Origin of the sequence: Olsenella sp. An188 (assembly GCF_002160255.1) — a bacterium.
Lineage (GTDB): Bacteria > Actinomycetota > Coriobacteriia > Coriobacteriales > Atopobiaceae > Thermophilibacter > Thermophilibacter avistercoris.
On sequence record NZ_NFKF01000003.1, the window covers coordinates 124,224 to 142,640 of the forward strand.

The 18,417-nt window shown below is 67.2% G+C and carries 18 protein-coding genes; 12 read left to right on the plus strand and 6 right to left on the minus strand.

Annotated features, from left to right (window positions below; genetic code table 11):
• Positions 1–85 precede the first annotated feature (85 nt).
• Positions 86–1,375, minus strand: coding sequence for a phosphopyruvate hydratase (gene eno / locus B5F23_RS04640; protein WP_087352259.1), 1,290 nt, complete (start codon positions 1,373–1,375; stop codon positions 86–88).
• Positions 1,376–1,580: 205 nt separating this feature from the next.
• On the opposite strand from eno, the gene B5F23_RS04645 reads away from it, so the two are divergent.
• Complete coding sequence (locus tag B5F23_RS04645; RefSeq protein WP_087352261.1) at positions 1,581–3,002, plus strand: amidophosphoribosyltransferase; 1,422 nt, start codon at positions 1,581–1,583, stop codon at positions 3,000–3,002.
• 89 nt (positions 3,003–3,091) lie between these two features.
• Here B5F23_RS04645 and B5F23_RS04650 read toward each other — a convergent pair whose 3' ends face one another.
• Positions 3,092–4,264, minus strand: a complete 1,173-nt coding sequence (locus B5F23_RS04650) for an MFS transporter (RefSeq protein WP_087352263.1) — start codon at positions 4,262–4,264, stop codon at positions 3,092–3,094.
• Positions 4,265–4,399: 135 nt separating this feature from the next.
• On the opposite strand from B5F23_RS04650, the gene B5F23_RS04655 reads away from it, so the two are divergent.
• Genes B5F23_RS04655 through B5F23_RS04695 form a run of 9 tightly spaced genes read left to right on the plus strand, consistent with a single transcriptional unit; the run spans position 4,400 to position 10,994 of the window.
• A complete protein-coding gene (locus tag B5F23_RS04655) occupies positions 4,400–5,161 on the plus strand; it encodes a GntR family transcriptional regulator (RefSeq protein ID WP_087352265.1) in 762 nt (253 codons plus the stop codon).
• Positions 5,158–5,895, plus strand: coding sequence for an amidohydrolase family protein (locus tag B5F23_RS04660; RefSeq protein WP_087352267.1), 738 nt, complete (start codon positions 5,158–5,160; stop codon positions 5,893–5,895). Before B5F23_RS04655 ends, B5F23_RS04660 begins: the two co-directional genes overlap by 4 nt.
• Positions 5,896–5,932: 37 nt before the next feature.
• Positions 5,933–6,427 (plus strand): PTS system mannose/fructose/N-acetylgalactosamine-transporter subunit IIB, encoded by a 495-nt coding sequence (locus B5F23_RS04665; protein WP_087352268.1) that lies wholly within the window; start codon positions 5,933–5,935, stop codon positions 6,425–6,427.
• Between the two features lie 12 nt (positions 6,428–6,439).
• A complete protein-coding gene (locus tag B5F23_RS04670; RefSeq protein WP_087352270.1) occupies positions 6,440–7,201 on the plus strand; it encodes a PTS mannose/fructose/sorbose/N-acetylgalactosamine transporter subunit IIC in 762 nt (253 codons plus the stop codon).
• 35 nt (positions 7,202–7,236) lie between these two features.
• On the plus strand, positions 7,237–8,088 hold the full coding sequence (locus B5F23_RS04675; RefSeq protein ID WP_087352271.1) for a PTS system mannose/fructose/sorbose family transporter subunit IID: 852 nt from the start codon (positions 7,237–7,239) through the stop codon (positions 8,086–8,088).
• 18 nt (positions 8,089–8,106) lie between these two features.
• The gene (locus tag B5F23_RS04680; protein ID WP_087352273.1) at positions 8,107–8,835 is read left to right on the plus strand and encodes an amidohydrolase family protein; all 729 of its coding nucleotides are present in this window, start codon (positions 8,107–8,109) and stop codon (positions 8,833–8,835) included.
• On the plus strand, positions 8,832–9,800 hold the full coding sequence (locus B5F23_RS04685) for a hypothetical protein (RefSeq protein ID WP_087352275.1): 969 nt from the start codon (positions 8,832–8,834) through the stop codon (positions 9,798–9,800). Before B5F23_RS04680 ends, B5F23_RS04685 begins: the two co-directional genes overlap by 4 nt.
• The gene (locus B5F23_RS04690; protein WP_087352277.1) at positions 9,800–10,612 is read left to right on the plus strand and encodes a BtpA/SgcQ family protein; all 813 of its coding nucleotides are present in this window, start codon (positions 9,800–9,802) and stop codon (positions 10,610–10,612) included. Before B5F23_RS04685 ends, B5F23_RS04690 begins: the two co-directional genes overlap by 1 nt.
• Complete coding sequence (locus B5F23_RS04695; RefSeq protein WP_087352279.1) at positions 10,602–10,994, plus strand: PTS sugar transporter subunit IIA; 393 nt, start codon at positions 10,602–10,604, stop codon at positions 10,992–10,994. Before B5F23_RS04690 ends, B5F23_RS04695 begins: the two co-directional genes overlap by 11 nt.
• A gap of 100 nt (positions 10,995–11,094) precedes the next feature.
• On the opposite strand, the gene amrS is transcribed toward B5F23_RS04695, so the two are convergent.
• Positions 11,095–11,988, minus strand: a complete 894-nt coding sequence (gene amrS / locus B5F23_RS04700) for an AmmeMemoRadiSam system radical SAM enzyme (RefSeq protein WP_087352281.1) — start codon at positions 11,986–11,988, stop codon at positions 11,095–11,097.
• Positions 11,985–13,415, minus strand: a complete 1,431-nt coding sequence (gene amrA / locus B5F23_RS04705; protein WP_087352283.1) for an AmmeMemoRadiSam system protein A — start codon at positions 13,413–13,415, stop codon at positions 11,985–11,987. The genes amrS and amrA overlap by 4 nt, the downstream gene beginning before the upstream one ends.
• 167 nt (positions 13,416–13,582) lie before the next feature.
• On the opposite strand from amrA, the gene B5F23_RS04710 reads away from it, so the two are divergent.
• Complete coding sequence (locus B5F23_RS04710; RefSeq protein ID WP_087352286.1) at positions 13,583–14,314, plus strand: YdcF family protein; 732 nt, start codon at positions 13,583–13,585, stop codon at positions 14,312–14,314.
• Between the two features lie 39 nt (positions 14,315–14,353).
• The gene (locus B5F23_RS04715; RefSeq protein WP_087352287.1) at positions 14,354–14,911 is read left to right on the plus strand and encodes a GNAT family N-acetyltransferase; all 558 of its coding nucleotides are present in this window, start codon (positions 14,354–14,356) and stop codon (positions 14,909–14,911) included.
• 73 nt (positions 14,912–14,984) lie between these two features.
• Here B5F23_RS04715 and B5F23_RS04720 read toward each other — a convergent pair whose 3' ends face one another.
• Positions 14,985–16,199 carry an NADP-dependent isocitrate dehydrogenase gene (locus B5F23_RS04720; RefSeq protein ID WP_087352289.1) on the minus strand — a complete coding sequence of 405 codons (1,215 nt, stop codon included), beginning with the start codon at positions 16,197–16,199 and terminating at the stop codon, positions 14,985–14,987.
• Between the two features lie 407 nt (positions 16,200–16,606).
• Positions 16,607–18,343, minus strand: a complete 1,737-nt coding sequence (locus B5F23_RS04725) for a DUF3825 domain-containing protein (RefSeq protein ID WP_143786355.1) — start codon at positions 18,341–18,343, stop codon at positions 16,607–16,609.
• Between the last annotated feature and the right edge of the window lie 74 nt (positions 18,344–18,417).

The window sequence follows — 18,417 nt, forward strand, 5'->3', positions numbered from 1 at the left end:
GATCGAAGGCCTCTTTTGCGCAAAAAGGCCGTCTCGGCAACGAGCCGAGACGGCCTCGGGGCGCCAGGCTGAGCCCGCGCGTGCGTCACGCGAGGTTGTAGAAGGCGTCCTTGCCCAGATACTCGGCGGAGGCGCCCAGCTCGTCCTCGATGCGCAGGAGCTGGTTGTACTTGGCCACGCGGTCGGTGCGGGCCGGGGCACCGGTTTTGATCTGGCCGGCGTTGGTGGCAACCGCGAGGTCTGCGATCGTGGTGTCCTCCGTCTCGCCGGAGCGGTGGCTCACCACGGCGGTGTATCCCGCGCGCTTTGCGGTCTCGATCGCGTCGAGCGTCTCGGTGAGGGTGCCGATCTGGTTGACCTTGATGAGGATGGCGTTGCCGGCGCCGACCTCGATGCCCCTCTTGAGGCGTGCCGTGTTGGTGACAAAGAGGTCGTCGCCCACGAGCTGGACCTTCTTGCCCAGGCGCTCGGTGAGCTTGACCCAGCCATCCCAGTCCTCCTCGGCCAGGCCGTCCTCGATGGAGACGATCGGGTACCGCTCCACGAGCTCGGCCCAGTAGTCGACCATCTCGTCCGACGTGAGCGTGCGGCCCTCGCCCTTGAGCTCGTAGGCGCCAGTCTCCTTGTTGTAGAGCTCGGAGGTGGCGGGGTCCATGGCAAACATGAAGTCCCTCCCCGGCTCAAAGCCCGCGGCACGCACGGCCTCCATCAGGTAGACGAACGGCTCGGCGTTTGTCTTGAGGTCCGGGGCAAAGCCGCCCTCGTCTCCCACGCCGGTGGAGAGGCCGGCCCCCTTGAGGGTGTCCTTGAGGGTGTGGTAGACCTGCGTGCACCAGCGAAGGCCGGTGGCGAAGTCGGGCGCTCCGACCGGCATGATCATGAACTCCTGGAAGTCGACGTTGTTGTCGGCGTGGACGCCGCCGTTCAGGATGTTCATCATCGGGACGGGCAGGGTGTGGGCACCCGCCCCGCCGAGGTAGGCGTAGAGCGGCAGGCCGGACGAGGCGGCCGCGGCGCGCGCGATCGCCAGCGAGCATCCCAGGATCGCGTTGGCACCCAGGCGGCCCTTGTTGGGGGTTCCGTCCGCGGCGATCATCGCGGCGTCGGCGCCGCGCTGGTCAGTGGCGTCGCGGCCCACGAGGACCGCGGCAAGCTCGTCGTTGACGTGGGCGACGGCCTGGGTGACGCCCTTGCCCATGTAGCGGTCCTTCTCGCCGTCGCGAAGCTCGACGGCCTCGAACTCGCCGGTGGACGCCCCGGAGGGCACGATGGCGCGGCCGAAGGAGCCGTCTTCGAGCGTGACCTCGACCTCGACGGTGGGGTTGCCGCGGGAGTCCAGGACCTCGCGACCGTACACCTTGGTAATCTTGCTCATGGCAGGCCTTTCTGTTTGAGTTGGCTAACTTTCATGTCCTAAGTATACCCGTTCTAACTTTCCCTAGACCGAGACGGCGAGAAGAACGTCGGCTTGCGCACTTTTCCCGCCCGCGTCCGAGCGCGGCGGGCGCGCGGTTATACTTTTCGTGATAGTGGCGCGGCTGGTCGTACGGGGACGCCCACCGCACGAGCGAGGAGGTTGCATGGGAGCGTTCTTTGGCGCGGTCTCGCACCGTGACGTTGCACTTGACGTGTTCTTTGGCGTGGACTACCACTCTCACCTCGGAACCCGCCGGGCGGGCATGGTGAGCTGCCGCGAGGGCGGCGGCTTCAACCGCCAGATCCACTCGATCGAGAACACCCCCTTCCGCACCAAGTTCGAGCACGACCTCCCCGCGCTCTCGGGCACCTGCGCCATGGGCTGCATCTCCGACAATGACCCGCAGCCCCTGCTTGTCCGCTCCCACCTGGGCGTCTACGCCATCTCGACGGTGGGTGCCATCGGCAACATGGACGAGCTCGTGGCTCGCTTCGAGGAGCAGGGCCACCAGTTCACCGCGATGGGGTCGGGCGGCGTCAACGTCAACGAGCTCGTGGCCGCGCTCGTGAACACGCAGGGCAGCATCGTCGAGGGCATCCGCTACGCGCAGGACCAGATCGAGGGCTCGCTCACGCTGCTCATCATGACCGAGTCGGGCGAGCTCATCGCCGCGCGCGACAAGATGGGCCGCCTGCCCGTCCTCATCGGCCGCGACGACGACGGCTACTGCGTGACCTTCGAGTCCTTCGCGTACGGCAAGCTCGGCTACGTCGACGAGCACGAGCTCGGCTCGGCGGAGATCGTGCGCATCACGGCGGACGGCTACGAGACGCTCTCCGCCCCCCGCGACGAGATGCGCATCTGTGCGTTCCTCTGGGTCTACTACGGCTATCCCAACTCCACCTACGAGGGCGTCAACGTGGAGTGCATGCGCTACCGCAACGGTCAGGTCATGGCGCGCACCGAGCGCGAGCGCGGGCTCCTGCCCGAGGTCGACTACGTTGCCGGCATGCCCGACAGCGGCCTGCCGCACGGAATCGGCTACGCCACCGAGTCCGGCGTGCCGCTCGCACGCCCCTTCGTCAAGTACACGCCCACCTGGCCGCGCTCCTTCATGCCCGCCAACCAGGAGGTCCGCAACCGCGTGGCCAAGATGAAGCAGATTCCGGTGCCCGAGCTCATCCGTGACAAGCGCCTGCTGCTCGTGGACGACTCCATCGTCCGCGGCACCCAGATGCGCGAGACGATCGACTTCCTGCGCGACACCGGCGCCTCCGAGGTCCACATGCGCTCGGCCTGCCCGCCGATCATGTACGGCTGCAAGTTCCTCTCGTTCTCCCGCAGCCGCTCCGAGTACGAGCTCATCGCTCGCCGCAAGGTCCGCGAGCTCGAGGGCGACGAGGGAGAGAAGCACCTCGACGAGTACGCCGACGGCACGACCGAGCGCGGCCGCTGCCTGCTTCGCTCCATCTGCGAGGAGATGGGCTTCGACTCGCTGGAGTACCAGAGCCTCGACGGCATGCTCGAGGCCATCGGCATCGACCGCAAGAAGGTCTGCACCTACTGCTGGAACGGCCGCGACTAACCTTTTCCCTCGTAGGCTTGACGTCAAGCCTGCGAGGCGTGGGACAGATGGGGTCGGAGGTAGGGTGTCCCACCTCCGACCCCGGTGTCTCACTGGGGGAAGCGCCGCTGTAAGCGATCGCCGTAGAGACACATCGCCGCAAGCAAGCCAAAAAGCGCGCACGTGATGATGAAGGGCAGTTGCGGCCACGCGGCGTACGCGATTCCCGCAGCAAGTCCGCCCACGACCCAGCCGACCGAGCGCATCTCGTTGTACAGGCTCACGAGCTCGCCCTGGTGCTCCGGGCTCGCTGAGGTCACGAGCTCCTGCACGAGCGGCAGGTGCATGGCGTTGAAGACAGTAAAGACGAGGTTGCCCGCCACGAACGCCGGCCCCGACCCAGCGATCGTGAACGCGAGGCTCGTAGCGCACGCCAGCATGAAGACCACGCCGATGCTGCGCAGCAGGCGTCCCCTCCGCATGAGGCGCAGGGCGATGAGCTGGTTTGCCACGAGCGTCACCACGCCGATCGACCCCTTCAGGTAGCCGATGTCGGCAGGCGTGAAGTCGAGCATGTCCTTGAGGTAGTAGTTGAGCGACTGCTCGTATATGGTGAGCGCGCTCATTGACACCAGCACCACGGCGAGAAACGCCACCACACGATGCCGCACCCGGAAGTCCGCGGAGCCGAGCTTGAGGGGGTTCCCGTCGCGTAGAAGCCGGCCGAGTCCAACGCGCTCGGTTCCGTACGCGCTTCCAAGCAGCGCGAGGGCGAGCCCCGCGACGGCGAGTACGCCCGTCTGCGCGAAGAACGACCGCACGTAGCCAGCGTCGCCGATGATCCCGCCCGCCGTGTAGCCCAGCGCCGTGGTGACCGCGGTCGCGGTGGCCAGATAGGTGAGGTTCCGCGCGCGCTTCTCGTCAGGCGAGGACCTCACGAGATAGACGAGCGACGCCACGTTAATCATGGCAACGAAGAAGCCGCTCAGAAGACGCCAGAGGATTACCTGGGCCTCGTTGGTTGACGCGAGAAACATCAGCTGCATCGCCGCGTAGCCAAGGCAGCCCACGGCAAAGACGCCCTTGCTCTCAAAGCGCACGCAGAGCTCGCCGGCCTCCTTTGAGAACAGGAAGCTCGTGAGGGCCATCGCTGCGTATGACACGCCAAAGATCCAGTCCTGCATTCCCATCTCCGCGATGAAGGTGGGGGTGACCGGGTGCACGAGGTTGAAGCCCAGGTTCTGGAGGCTCACAACCGCGATGAGAAACGCTGACTGGCTCATATGGGTCCTTTCGCCGACTAAGGCTATTATAATAAGCCATCGTTGTTTTATAAATGTGTCATAACAAGATGCGCGGCGGAGCGGGGAGGAGCGCAATGCCGCGCATCGCGCGAGACACGAAAGGAGGAGGCGAGCATGACGGGCAGTCCCATCGACAAGACGTCGGAAGAGCCCCTCTACTACCAGCTCTACAGCGTTCTCAAGGAGAGGATCGTCGACGGCACCTACCAGGTGGGGGAGACCCTCCCCAGCGAGAACGAGATGATCCGCGAGTTTGGCGTCTCTCGCATCACTGTTCGGCGCGCCCTCTCTGACCTAGAGAACGACGGCTACATCGAGAAGCGCAAGGGCAAGGGCTCCATCGTCTTGCGCATGCGGCTCGACCGCCCCCTCACGGTGTTCAACTCGTTCTCGGGCGACGCCATCGCGCGCGGCGACCGACCCGGCTCCATCGTCCTAAGCGTCGAGCGCATGCTCGCCGGCGTGCACGTGGCCGAGAAGCTCGGCATCTCGGCAAACGACGAGGTCTACGCGCTCATCCGTCTGCGCCTGCTCAACGGGCGCATCGTCGCTCTCCACAAGTCCTACGTCCGCACGGACCTCGGCTTCGAGATATCGCCGGAGGACTTCGGTGAGGACACGAGCCTCTACTCCTTCCTCGAGGAGCACGGCATCGTCTTGGGAAGCGCGGACGAGACCGTGGAGGCGCGCCTGGCGACCGCGGAGCTCCGGCGCTACCTCTTCATAGACGAGCAGTACTGCGCCGTGGTCTACAAGGAGCGCGTGACCTACGACGCCCGCATGAACCCAATCGAGTTCTCCGAGAACTCCTACCTCGGCGACCAGTACAAGTACTCCATCCACATCGTCAACGTGACGGGAGGCATCCAAAGGTGAGGCGCTTTGACTTCCACTCGCATCTTGGCAAGACGCGCAGCGGCGACGACAACAGCTGCTCTCAGATGGTCGAGCAGCTCTCGGCTTACGGCATCGAGAAAGTCGGCATCGTCTCGCTGTCCCAGAACAGCATGCGCGAGAACAACGACGTGATCGCGGCGGCCATGCGGGAGCGCCCCGACTTCGTGGTGGGCTACGCGGACATCGACCCGAAGGACCCGCTCGCCTACGACGAGATCGACCGCACCCTCGGTGACCTGCGTATGAACGGCGTCAAGTTCATGAGCTGGAAGCACGGCTACAACGTCGAGAACTGCCCGCAGCTCGAGGGCGTCGTGGACGCGATCGCGCGTTACGGCGTGCACATCCAGATCCACGGTGGGGCATCCCCGCTCTGCACGCCATACGTCTGGACGCTCTTCGCCCGCAAGCACCCCGAGATCGACTTCGTCTTCACGCACGTCTGCGGGCGCGAGTTTGGTACCACCTGCATCGAGCTCGTCCGCGACATACCCAACTTCTCCGTCGAGACGAGCGCAAACGAGGAGATGGACATCTTGCGTGAGGCCGTGCGCGTGCTTGGCAGCGAGCGCGTGGTCTTTGGAACGGACTGGCCCTACAAGCCCACCAACATCGAGGTCGACAAGATCTTGGAGCTCGGCCTCTCGGACGAGGAGCTGGAGAACGTGTTCTGGCGCAACGCGCAGCGCATCTGGGACACGCCCAACGCCTAGCGCCGGCAGCAGAGAAACCAGTCAGAAAGGGAGAACCATGAACGTCACCAACTTCCGTATTGATGACCGGCTCATCCACGGCCAGATCGTCACCCAGTGGATCGCTGACTCGGCGGCCAAGAGGATCGTCGTCGCCGACGACCGCGCTGCCGCGGACCCAACGCAGCAGATGCTGCTCAAGCTCACGGTGCCGGGAGGGATCTCGCTCGACATCCTGACGATCGCAGACGCTGCCGAGCTTCTCGCCAGGGACGAAAGCGAGCAGAACGTGCTGCTCATCGTGCGAAACCCCAAGGCTGCCTACGAGCTTGTCGAGGCGGGCTTCTCGCCCAAGAGTGTCAACGTGGGCAACATCTCGAACTCCCGCTCCGAGGTGGGACGCAAGCGCCTGCTCGCGTTCATCTACGTGGAGCCGGACGACGTGGCGTATCTCAGGAAGCTGATGGAAAGGGGGATTGAGCTCGAGATTCGCGCCGTCCCGGCGGACCGGCCCATCGACGTCGATGAGCTGCTGAGAAAAAACTCGCTTTAGAAGGGAAGGACCATGGATTCTGGACTGCTCGTGCAGGCTCTGGTGCTGACGCTTGTCACCTGGCTCATGTTCTTTGACAAGTACTGCACCCAGTTCTTCACGTACCGACCCGTGGTGATCGGGCCCATCGTTGGCCTCATCATGGGCAACTTCGAGATTGGCCTTCAGGTGGGCTGCATCGTGGAGCTCATGTTCCTGGGCCAGGTCTTCGTGGGTACGGCCCTGCCGCCCGAGGAGACCTTCTCGACGATCCTCGCCGCGGCCTTTGCGTGCATCGCAAACTCCACCGAGGTCGCGCTTGCCACGGCGCTCCCGCTTGCGGTTCTCGCCCAGATGGGCATGTACTTCCGCAACATGGTGCTGTGCGTCTGGACGGGGCACCGCCTCGAGGCTGCCGTCGAGCGGCATGACCTGAGGGGGATCACGATGAACTGCCTCGTACTCCCGAACGTGTTCAACTTCGTCCTGTTCGCTCTTCCGGTATTCTTGGCGGTCTACTTTGGAGCGGATTTGGTGCAGAGCATTATCAACGTGATCCCCCAGTCGATTATAACTGGCCTTGCCGTGGGCGGTAACATGATCGGCGCCGTCGGCCTCTCGCTGCTCATGAAGTCGATCAACTTCTCCAAGATGTGGTACTTCTTCCTGATTGGCTTCTTCTTCGCCAGCTACCTGGGCATCGGCAACATCGGCATCACCGTACTCGCCATCATCTGCGTCGCCGTCGCCTTCTACTCCGACCGCGAGCGCGACGAGCAGGTCGCCGTAGGCTGACCAATCCCACCGACACGCGACAGAAGGGCATAGCCATGTCTGAAACTGTGAACACCGCGCAGGACGAGTCCCTGCGGCGGCTCAGCAAGAAGGACCTCCTAAAGCTCTACATCTACTCCCAGGCCTTCGTCTCCGGCTTCAACTACGAGAAGCAGGAGGCCCCCGGCACCGTCTTCTCGCTCATCCCCGTGATTGAGAAGGTCTATGACAACGACGAGGAGAAGGTCGAGGCGTACCGTCGCCACACCGAGCTCTTCCTTACCGAGGCGCACCTCTCCCACCTGGTCCTGGGCATCACGGCGGCCATGGAGGAGGAGAACGCGCTGAGGCACGATATCGACCCGGCGTCCATCGGAGCCATCAAGTCTGCCCTCATGGGCCCGTTCGCCGGCATCGGCGACTCGCTCTACCACGGCACGCTGCGTCCGATCATGGCGGGCCTCGCCGTCTCGCTCATCACCGCGAGCGGCTACACCAGCCCGCTCGGCGCAATCCTGTTCCTCGTGGTGATGGCGGGCGTGGGCCAGGTGCTGCGCTACCTCGGAATCATGTACGGCTACAAGCAGGGCGTCTCTCTCGTGGCCAAGATCCAGAGTAGCGGCCTGCTCCAGAAGCTCACCAAATACGCCTCCATCGCCGCGTGCGTGGTCATCGGAGGCTTTGTCTCCAACCTCGTGGCCATGAACCTCGCGGTTACCTACTCCGCGGGGGAGACGGTGGTCTCCCTGCAGGAGACGCTCGACGGGATGATGCCGAGCATGCTTCCGCTGGCTCTCACGCTCGTGTGCTTCTGGCTCATCGACAAGAAGAAGGTCGGCCCCGTCCCGCTCATGTTCATCGTCATGATCCTGGGCGTCATCGGGAGCATGGCCGGAATCCTGGCCTAGCAGGCGTAAGGAGCTGAAATGGTCATCGACTATCATGCGCACCTCCCCTGGAGCAGGGAAGAGGACCGCTACCTTGTTGAGGACTGCCTGGAGGACATGGACGCCAACGGCATCGACGTGCGCATGATCTCCGCGCTGGACGGCTACTCGGTCCGCGAGCAGAACGCGGCCGTCCAGCGCGCAGTCGAGGCGCACCCCGACCGCCTGCTGGGCTCGGCGGTCATCAACCCGCGGATGCGCGATTGCCGGGAGGAGATGGAGCGCGTGGTGGCGTCGGGTGCGTTCCGCGCGATCGAGCTCGACGGCATGGAGCACAGCTACTACCCGGAGACCCAGCGCGTGTGGCTCGACCCCATCCTCGAGATGGCGAGAGACGCCGGAATGGTCGTCAACTGCTTCACCGGCTGGGGCCCGCGCTCGATGCCCGTGCAGTGGGCGCTCTACGCGCGACGCTTCCCGGGCCTTCCGTTCGTGATGCTCCACATGGGGACCACCGACTTTGGCTACGGCTGCGTGAAGATGGTCCCCGAGTACGACAACGTCTGGGTGGAGACGAGCTGCCTGTACGAGTTTCCCATCATCCGCAGGGCGCTTGCTGCCATCGACCACGAGAAGATCCTTTTTGGGACGCACTACCCGCACAAGTCGACGCACTGCTCGCTCCATGCGTTCGACCTTCTCGGCCTTGACGACGAATTCATCGAGCGGCATCGCTGCCTGAACGCAAAGGAGCTGCTGGGACTATGAGGAAGAAAAACGAGGTGCGGGCGCTGCTCGCCGAAGACGTCGTCTCGCTCTTCGACGACATCGACCAGAGCCGCGTGCTGGGGGCCAACGCGCAGATTGGGCTCATGCAGCAAATGATGCGCAGCGTGGTCGAGCACGCGCGTGGCGAGGGGCTCGACGTGATGCGCGGGCGCGTGGGAGACCTGGTGGACTACTACAAGGGGACGCGCGGGCAGAACTCGCGTGCGATCTACAACGCGCTGGGCGTCATGACGACCGCGTCGTTTGCCGAGGGCGTGACGGACGAAGGGGAGTTTGCGGGACGGCTGTTGCGCGACATCGACTCGTTCCAGGAGGACAACGCGCACAACGTGGAGAAGCTCGTGTCGTTTGCCGTGAACGCCTGCGCGCCCTTCTCGCACGTGATGTGCTTTGACTACTCGTCCACGGTGGAGGCGTTCATCCGGGCCCTGCCCGCGGACGTGGTCGTCTCGATTCCTGAGAGCCGGGCGCTTGACGGCGGGGCCCCGTTCCTGCGCGGGGCGGTGGAGTCCGGCCATGCGGTTCGCTTCATACCGGACACGTGCATGATGGACGAGCTCGCCTCCTGCGACGCTGCGTTCATCGGGGCGGAGACCATCTACGCGGACGGGACGACGTTCAACACCATCGGCTCTGACGTCCTGGCCGTGGTGGCACGCCATCTGGGAAAACCCTTCTACGTGCTGACGCCGCTGCTCAAGCTCGACCTGCGTGCGGTGCGTGGCACGCGAAGGCTGCGCCCGATGGAGTTTGACTACGCGCGTCGCCTGGGCGAGGTTGTTCCGGGCGAGCTGAGGGACCGCGTGGACTGCACCGGGGTGAAGCTCGTCTCGGTACCTGGGGAGCTGGTGACCGCCGTGGTGTGTGAGCGGGGCGTCATTCCGTCCGCGGGGCTGTTCCCGATTGCGCTCGAGTACGGCAGGAGTCTGGGGGAGGAGATCTGATGGTCGGAAGGGACCGCTTTCCGGTGGCGCTGGCGATGATCCAGCCGGAACCGATGCCGGGGTCGTACCGAAACGACGGGATGGGCATCGACGAGGTGGTCGAGCGGGCACTTGCCGAGGCGCAGATGCTTGCCGACAACGGGTTTGACGGCTACATCATCCAGAACCGCAACGACGCCCCGGTGCTCCAGCGCGCCAACGTGGAGACCATTGCGTACATGACGAGGGTGGCCCTTGAGCTGCGGCGAGCGTTTCCCCAGCTCATCCAGGGCATTCTCGTCAACTGGGACGGCGAGGCGTCGCTTGCTGTGGCAGACGCGGCGGGCAGCGACTTCATCCGCGTGGAGCATACCTACACCTCCGTGGAGGTTGGCTATGCCGGGCTCATGCACGCGCAGTGCGTTGACGTGCTGGCGCTCAAGAAGCGCCTGGGCTCCAAGGTGCCGGTGTTTGCGGACGTGCAGGAGGTGCACTACGAGCAGCTCTGCGGCAAGTCCGTGGTAGACAACGCCTGGGACACCGTGATGAACGCCTTTGCGGACGGGCTCTTCGTGGGCGGCCACTCGCTCGCGGAGAGCATGGAGCTCGTGCGCGCCGTGCGGGCGCGCCTGGGAGACGAGGTGCCCATCTTCCTGAGCAGCGGCTCGACGGGGGAAAACGTCAAGGAGATCCTCTCCGAGTACGACGGCGTGAGCGTTGGCACGTGGGTCAAGGACGGCAACATGAGAAACCCGATAAACCCCGAGCGCGCCCGCGTCTTCATGGACCAGGTGCGCGAGCTGAGGGCCGAGAGGAGCGCGCGTGGACGCTAGGTTTGTGGTGTGTGGGCACGGCAGGTTTGGCAGTGGCTTGCACGAGGCCCTGCGGCTGCTGTGCGGTGACGACGAGCGCGTTGCCTCGCTGGACTTCAAGGAGGGGGACAGCTTCGAGGAACTTGCAGAGCGCATGGCGGAGCTCGTGGATGAGGCGCCGGACGTTCCGACGGTCATCTGTACGGACGTGCAGGGAGGCTCTCCGTTTAAGGCGTCTGTGCTGACCGGGATGGGGCGCGACAACGTGCGCCTGGTCACGGGGACGAACTTCCCGCTGCTCATGGGGCTCGTCTTTCCCGCGGAGGAGACGGGGGACGTGGACAAGCTTGTGGCCGGCGCACTTTCCGCCGCACGCGACGCCCTCGTCACCGTCACCCTGTAGACACCTAGCCTCGCAGGCTTGACGTCAAGCCTGCGAGGCGTGGGACAGATGGGGTCGGAGGTGGGGCGTCCCCCTCCGACCCCGGTGTCTCACGGCGCCCTTAGCAGTTGCCCACGTAGACGTGGGGGAGACTCCGCCGCGCCACCTCGGCGAGGCGGTAGACGTCGCTCACGGGCGTGGCCGCGCGGTCCGTCATGCGCCAGCGCGGGAAGAAGCGCGTCACGTGGTAGGTGACGTCCCCCAGCCCCGCGAGCCAGCGGGCGATGGAGCCGACCGTCTCCTCCGAGTCGCTCAGGCCGGGCACCACGAGCGTGGTCACCTCGAGGTGACAGGCGGGGTCGGCGGCCAGGGTCTCGATCGTGTGCCGCACGCAGTCGAGGGCGCCCCCCGGCGCCCCGCACGCCCGGTAGACCTCGTCCGAGAAGCCCTTGAGGTCGATGTTGGCCGCGTCGACGAGGCCGGCGAGCTCTCCGAGCACGGAGTCGCACGCGCACCCGTTGGAGACGAGCACGTTGGCGAGCCCGGCCTCGCGTGCGAGGCGGGCGCAGTCCCGCACGTACTCCCAGCCCACCAGCGGCTCGTTGTACGTGTGGGCGATGCCCACGACGCGCGGGTCGCGTCGGCGCGCCGCGAGCGCCATCTCGACGAGCTCGTCGGGCGTCACCTCGCGCCAGCCGACGTCGCCTGACCCCGCCTGGGCGATGTCGTGGTTCTGGCAGAAGGGGCAGGCGAGGTTGCAGCCGTAGCTTCCGACGGAGACCACGTAGGATCCCGGCCTCCAGCGCGCGAGCGGCTTCTTCTCAACGGGGTCGAGCGCGAGCGAGGTCAGATGCCCGTAGCCTTCCGGGACCACGCGACCGCCCACGTTGCGCCGCGCCCGGCAGGCGCCAAGCGCGCCCGGGGCGAGGCGGCAGCGCCGCGGGCAGCTCGCGCAGACGGCGACCGCCGGGGCCGGCGCGCCCTTCTCTCCCGCGCCCTTCTCGCCCGCGCTCACGAGTGGCGCTCCACGCGAAAGCGCATCAGGCGCACGCCGGGCTCCCCGAGGTCGACGCCTCCCTTGCCTGCGGCAATGCGCAGCTGCTCATCCACGGTGTCCACCCCGTCGAGGTCGGGCAGCAGCAGGCCGCGCCGCCCGTCCGGGGCGCTTACGATGACGCCGTAGCGTCGCGGGTCGAGTGCCTGCGGCCCGTTCACGGGCTCGGGCTCCCCGAGGACGTCCACCTTGTAGACCAGCTCGGGCAGCTCCCGCTCCGTGACCGGCGAGAAGCGCGGGTCGTGGAGGCCTGCCGAGACCGCGTTGGCGATAATCTCCTCCGCGAGGTTCCCACGTGCGGGGGCGATGGTCCCGATGCAGCCCCTGAGCCGGCCGTTCTTTGAGATTGACACAAAGGCGCCCGCGCGGCGGGAACTGAGCCCGGCGCCGAGGCCGTCCGGCGGAGCCATGCGCTTGCCCGTGCGCACGCGGTGCTCGAGGGAGGCGCGCGCCAGCCGGACGAGGGGGTCCTCCTCGCTGCGGCGCCGCTTCATGTCCTCCCTGTGCCAGGCGTCGTAGCGCGCGTCCAGCGCACGCGAGGCGTCCTCGCCCTCCGGGCCGGCCGGGGTGAGGACGGCGACCCCGTACCCCACGCCAAAGGGGCCCTCGTACGAGAGGAGCTCCGCGTCGACGGCGGTGCGGTCGAGCGCGCCCGCCATGATCTGGAAGGAGCGCAGGCCGCACTCCGCCGCGCGCTCGCACAGGCTCGGGTCGGCCGTGAGCAGGCTGAGAAGGTCGTCCGACCCGAGCGCCGCGCAGGCGAGCTCGTCGAAGACGGGGCCCTCGGGCGCGTACCCGTACGGCCCGTCTGCGGAGAGCTTGTGGGAGAGGTCACCGGAGGCCACGTAGGCCACGCGCCTGCCCAGGGCCTGCGCCGCGCGCTGCACGAGCCGCCCCATGCGGTAGTGGTCGCGCGGGGAGAGCCCAGAGATCCCCATGCGCACCACGCGGTACGGGGCGACCTCCTCGCCCGCGCGCCGCCGGGCCTCGTAGGCCCCCTCGATGAAGTGCAGCGGGACGAGTGTGCCCCAGTCCAGCGACGCCTCGCGCTCGCCCCGCGTGCCGGCGCTCAGGCCCTCATCCCGGGCGAGGCGGCACAGCTCGCGGACCAGCTCCTCGTCGTAGGTCACCCGGGAGCCGTCTCGGGCGTCACCGAAGCGCGCGAACGTGCCGCGTGCGCCCGAGCCGGGGGAGACGTGCAGGTAGTCGAGGTACATGGCTGTGTGCGGGCTCGAGATGACGATGGTCTGGGGCTCGAGCTCGGCTATGCGCCGCGTCGCCTCGCGGTAGGCCTCGACGGTGCGGCGCGCGTCCTTCTCGCGCCCCTGGCCTACCCCGGCGACGATGACCGGCGGGTGCGGGACCGCGACGGCAATGACAACGGGCATGGTCCACCTCCTGTCTGCGCTTCTGTGCATTGTCCCCCTCGGGGCGGCTCCCGGGCGCCAGAACGCGGCGACGCGCACCGCATTCTCCGTGTGCGACAATGAAGCGGACTCGGGGCGGCTCCGGGCCCGCGGCCTGCCTGCCCGACCGGCGGTGAAGGGAGGACAGCGTGGCGCTCTTCGCACTTGGCGCGGCGTCGGCCGCCTACGGCGCGCTCATGGCCGTGCTCTACCCGGCTGGCGGCTTCTTCCTGGTGTGGATTGCGCTCGGCGCCGCGCTTGCGGCGCTTGGCTGGGCGAGAAGGACGTCTCGCTGGGCATGCCTCGCGGCCTGGGTCCGCGGGCTTGTCGTCGGGTGCTCTGCGGTGGTTCTTCTCGCCGTGTGCGCGCTCTGCGGCCTCGTTGCGAGCGCCGCCTCGGCGACGCCGCCTGCCGGCCTCGACTACCTGGTCGTGCTTGGCGCCGGCCTGCAGCCCGACGGCACGCCGAGCGAGGCGCTGACCTACCGGCTCGACGCGGCGCTCGACTACCTGGACGACAACCCCGAGACGACGTGTCTGGTCTCGGGCGGCCAGGGCGCGGGCGAGGTGCGCGCCGAGGCCGACGCCATGGCGGAGTACCTCGTCGCCCACGGTCTCGACGAGGGCCGCCTCGTGCGCGAGGACCGCTCGACCACCACCGCGGAGAACGTCCGCAACTCCGCCGGGCTCGTCGAGCCCGGCGCCGCGGTGGCGATCGTCACCAACGACTTCCACCTCTACCGGGCCCTGCGCATTGCCGAGAGAAACGGCCTCGCGGGCGCCCACGGCCTGGCGGCGCCGTCGAACCCGCTCTACCTGCCCCAGGCCGCGCTGCGCGAGTGCGCGGCCATCGTGAAGGACGCGCTAGTCGGAAACATCTGACGGGCGGGGGACGCCCCGGCCCGTGCGAGAGGAGACCGCATGAGAGTCGAGACCACTTGGGAGCGAGACGGCTACGTCCTGCGCTCGGCGGCAGCCGAGGACGTGGACGCGTACTGGGAGGCGTTCGACGCGCTCGACCCGGAGGGGATGCGCCTCACGGGGAGCGTGCCGCATACGCGCGAGGAGGTCACGAGCTTCTTCCTGCGCTGCGTGGACGACCCCGACCGCTTTGACTTCCTCGTCGTGGCGCCCGACGGCCGCATCGTGGGGGAGTCCGTCATCAACGAGGTGGACTGGGAGGCGAGAAACGCCAACTTCCGCATCTACCTCTTCGACGTGGGCGGCCGCGACCACGGCCTGGGCAGCTGGGCCACGTGCGCCACGAGGGACTTCGCCTTCGGCGAGGCGGGGCTCCATCGCCTCTCGCTCGACGTCTTCTCGATCAACCCCCGTGCGCGGCGCGTCTACGAGAAGGCCGGCTTCACGGTCGAGGGCGTGGAGCGCGACGCGATCTGGCTGGGGCCCGAGGAGGGCTACTGCGACGACGTCCTCATGGCGATTCTCGAGGACGAGTGGCGAGCGCTCGCGAGTGCGTAGCGCGCAAGACGAGGGCGCCCGGCCGTGGGGTCGGGCGCCCTCGCGCTGAGGTTCTTCTCGCCGGGCGGGACTCTTAGGCGGCTGCCTCGGCGTCGAGGGTCTCGCGGATGGCGAGGATGAACTCGCGCGTGCCGAGCGACTGCGGGTCGGGCAGCGTGGTGATGCGCGCGAGGTCCCCGGTCATCTTGCCGGCCTCGATGGTGTGGACGGTGGCCGCCTCCAGGCGGTTGGCAAAGTCCACGAGCTCGGGCAGCTCGTCGAGCTCGCCGCGCTTGCGCAGCGCGCCCGTCCAGGCGAAGATCGTGGCCACCGAGTTGGTCGAGGTGGGCTCGCCCTTCAGGTGCTTGTAGTAGTGGCGCTGGACGGTGCCGTGCGCGGCCTCGTACTCGAAGTAGCCGTGCGGGCTCACGAGCACCGAGGTCATCATGGCGAGGCTGCCGAAGGCGCTCGAGAGCATGTCGCTCATGACGTCGCCGTCGTAGTTCTTGCAGGCCCAGATGAAGCCGCCCTCGGACTTGACCACGCGGGCCACGGCGTCGTCGATCAGCGTGTAGAAGTACTCGATGCCCGCCGCCTCGAACCTTTCGCGGTACTCGGCCTCGTAGATGTCCGCGAAGACGTCTTTGAAGCGGTGGTCGTAGGTCTTGGATATGGTGTCCTTGGTGGCGAACCACAGGTCCTGGCCGGTGGAGAGCGCGTACTCGAAGCAGCTGCGCGCGAAGCTCTCGATGGAGGCGTCGAGGTTGTGCTGGCCCTGGACCACGCCCGGGCCGTCGAAGACGTGCACGAGCTCGCGGCGCTCGGCGCCGTCGGCCGCGGTGTAGACGAGCTCCACCTTGCCGGGGCCGTCCACGCGCATCTCGGCGTTCTTGTAGACGTCGCCGTAGGCGTGGCGCGCGATGGTGATGGGGCGCTTCCAGGTGGTGACCGTGGGCTCGATGCCCTTGACCACGATGGGGGCGCGGAAGACCGTGCCGTCCAGGAGCGCGCGGATGGTGCCGTTGGGGCTCTTCCACATCTGCTTGAGGCCGTACTCCTCCACGCGCGCGGCGTTGGGGGTGATGGTGGCGCACTTGACGGCCACGCCCAGGCGTTTGGTGGCCTCGGCGGAGTCAACGGTGACCTGGTCGTTCGTGGCGTCGCGGTGCTCGAGGCCGAGGTCGTAGTACTCGGTCTTGAGGTCAACGTACGGGCAGATGAGCTCGTCCTTGATGATCTGCCAGATGATGCGGGTCATCTCGTCGCCGTCCATCTCGACGAGCGGGGTCTTCATAGCAATCTTGGACATGCACGCCTCCTGTGGTCGGGTCGCACGCGTTGGATGGGGCGAGGTTATCACGTCGCGGGCCGCCCGCGCGCCGCATGGCGCAAGTTGAGACGGACTTGACATACGAGAGGTGTGCAATTTGGGCCTTCGAGCCATGTTTTTGCTCGTCTGCTGTGCAGTTTGGGCTCTCAGTCCATGCAATTTGGCGTGCCAGAGGGAGTGGGGGGAGCGTTTTCCCAGTTGATCATATTAAGTATGAAATCATAATGACGTTTGGGGGCGATTTTGCATGGACTGAAAGGCCAAATTGCGCTGCGACCCCTTGAAATCATGGACCGAAGGCCAGAATTGCACAGCGCCCCCCGAGGTCATGGCTCGAGGGGCGCCGCGGCGACTGGCTCTCCGGGGCCGGGAGCCTGCCCGTCGGGCTAGCCTTCCAATGCGGCGGCGAGCCAACTGGGCTGCTCCGAGCTCACGACGCGCGCGCAGCAGTAGGCGTCCTCGAGCGAGAGCGTCGCTACTGCTACGTAGCCCTCCGGGCGCAGCGCGAACGCGAGCGCCCCGTTGCCGTCCGGAACAAGGAGGAGCGTCTCGTCGGAGACGGGGTCGTAGGCGGTGGTGGCCATGCGCGGGTTGCGGGCTACGGCGTCGGACGCGGAGAACTCCGGGGCGGGGAGGCTTGGGTCGAGCGTGGCGAGGGCTGCGGGACCGAGGTAGCGGGCAGGCTTGCCGGCCCCGGAGGTGGAGAAGCCGGCGAGCTGCCAGGGAATGTCTCCCGACGCCGCGACGAGGCTGGCGTGCACGGGCTCGCCCTCCGAGGTGAGCAGGCCGGTGTCAAAGTCCGCGGAGGACCCATCGGGCGAGACGGCGAGAAGCCCCTCGGCCTGGATGCGGGCAAACGTCATGGAGAGGTAGCTGCGTAGGACGCGACGCCCCTCCCCCCAGGGCTCGGGGGCGGCGAGCTCCGCGAGGCGCTCGAGCGCCTCGTCCCACGATCCGAGGGCGACGGTCTGGGCAAGGGCCCGCTCGGGGTCGGCCGCCTCGTCCCCGGAGGGGGAGAGGAACGCCGACCAGGGGCCGGAGGGCATCGGGCTCAGCCCGTCGAGGCCCACCTCGCCGGGCTCGCCGGCGTCGACCTCGGAGAGCGCCCACCGCTTGCCCGCGACGGGCCGGGCCGAGCGGCGAAGCGTGACGCGAACGGGGGTCTTCCCGTCAGCCTGCAGGTAGCGGAGGGAGAAGGTGACGTTGCTGCGCGTCCCCTCGATCGAGCCGGTGGAACGTGCGGTTCGGAAGTCCTCCTCGAGCGTGGCCATGGGGTCGACATCGGCCGGGAGCACCTGGTAGAGGACGCTCAGCTGCTCGCTCGAGCAGCGCACGTCCGCGTGGAAGTCCTGTGGCAGGTCACTCTGGGGGCGGGAGACGACGGTCGAGCCGAGTGTGGGCGTGGGCTCGGCTGCGGAGGGACTTTCCTCGGGGACCTCGGCAGGCTCGGGGACGTAGGTGATGGTGAGCGAGATGGAGGGGGTCGTCCCGGACGTCACGGGCTCACCCGCGGCCTCGTCCGCCTCCTCGGTCGTGTCTTCCTGCGTCTCTGGCTTTGCCGCGGGCATGGGCTCTGCGTCGGCTCGTGCGGGCTCCTGCCCTTCCGCAGTCTCGGGCGCAGGGTTGGGCTCGGGTTCGGGCGCGGGCGCAGGTTCAGGCACGACCTCGACGGGAGCGACCTCAACGGGCGCCGTCTCGTCCGTCGTGACGGGCTCGGCCTCGGCCGCGGGCTCGGCCTCGGCCGCGGGCTCGGCCTCCGGCCGCCGCTCGACGTGGCGGGGCTTCACCGGCTTGAGCGCCTTGGCGCCGCGCCGCTTCCAGGGCTTTCCCTTCGCCGCAGCCTTGTCCGCGCCCGTCTTGGCGCGCTCCAGCGCGCGGTCGTACTCCTCGTTGGCGAGCACCGTCGCATAGACGTAGCCCTTCTTGAACACGGTGAGCTTGACGAACTCGCCGAGCTGCTCGCAGAGCTCGCGCATGTCCGCGCACCCCAGGTCCTCCGGGCAGAGCCCGTCGGCCGTGAGGGCCTCCTCGGCGCGCGGCAGCAGCGTCTGCTTCCCCACGCCGAGCGTATTTGAGAGAAGACGATACAGATACAGGCGATTACCTGCGGATATGTTGGGCATGATGCCTCTTTTCGGAGTATGGTGGCGCGCTGGGCGTGCGGGTGTTCGGACCTACTACCTTACTACCCAAACGC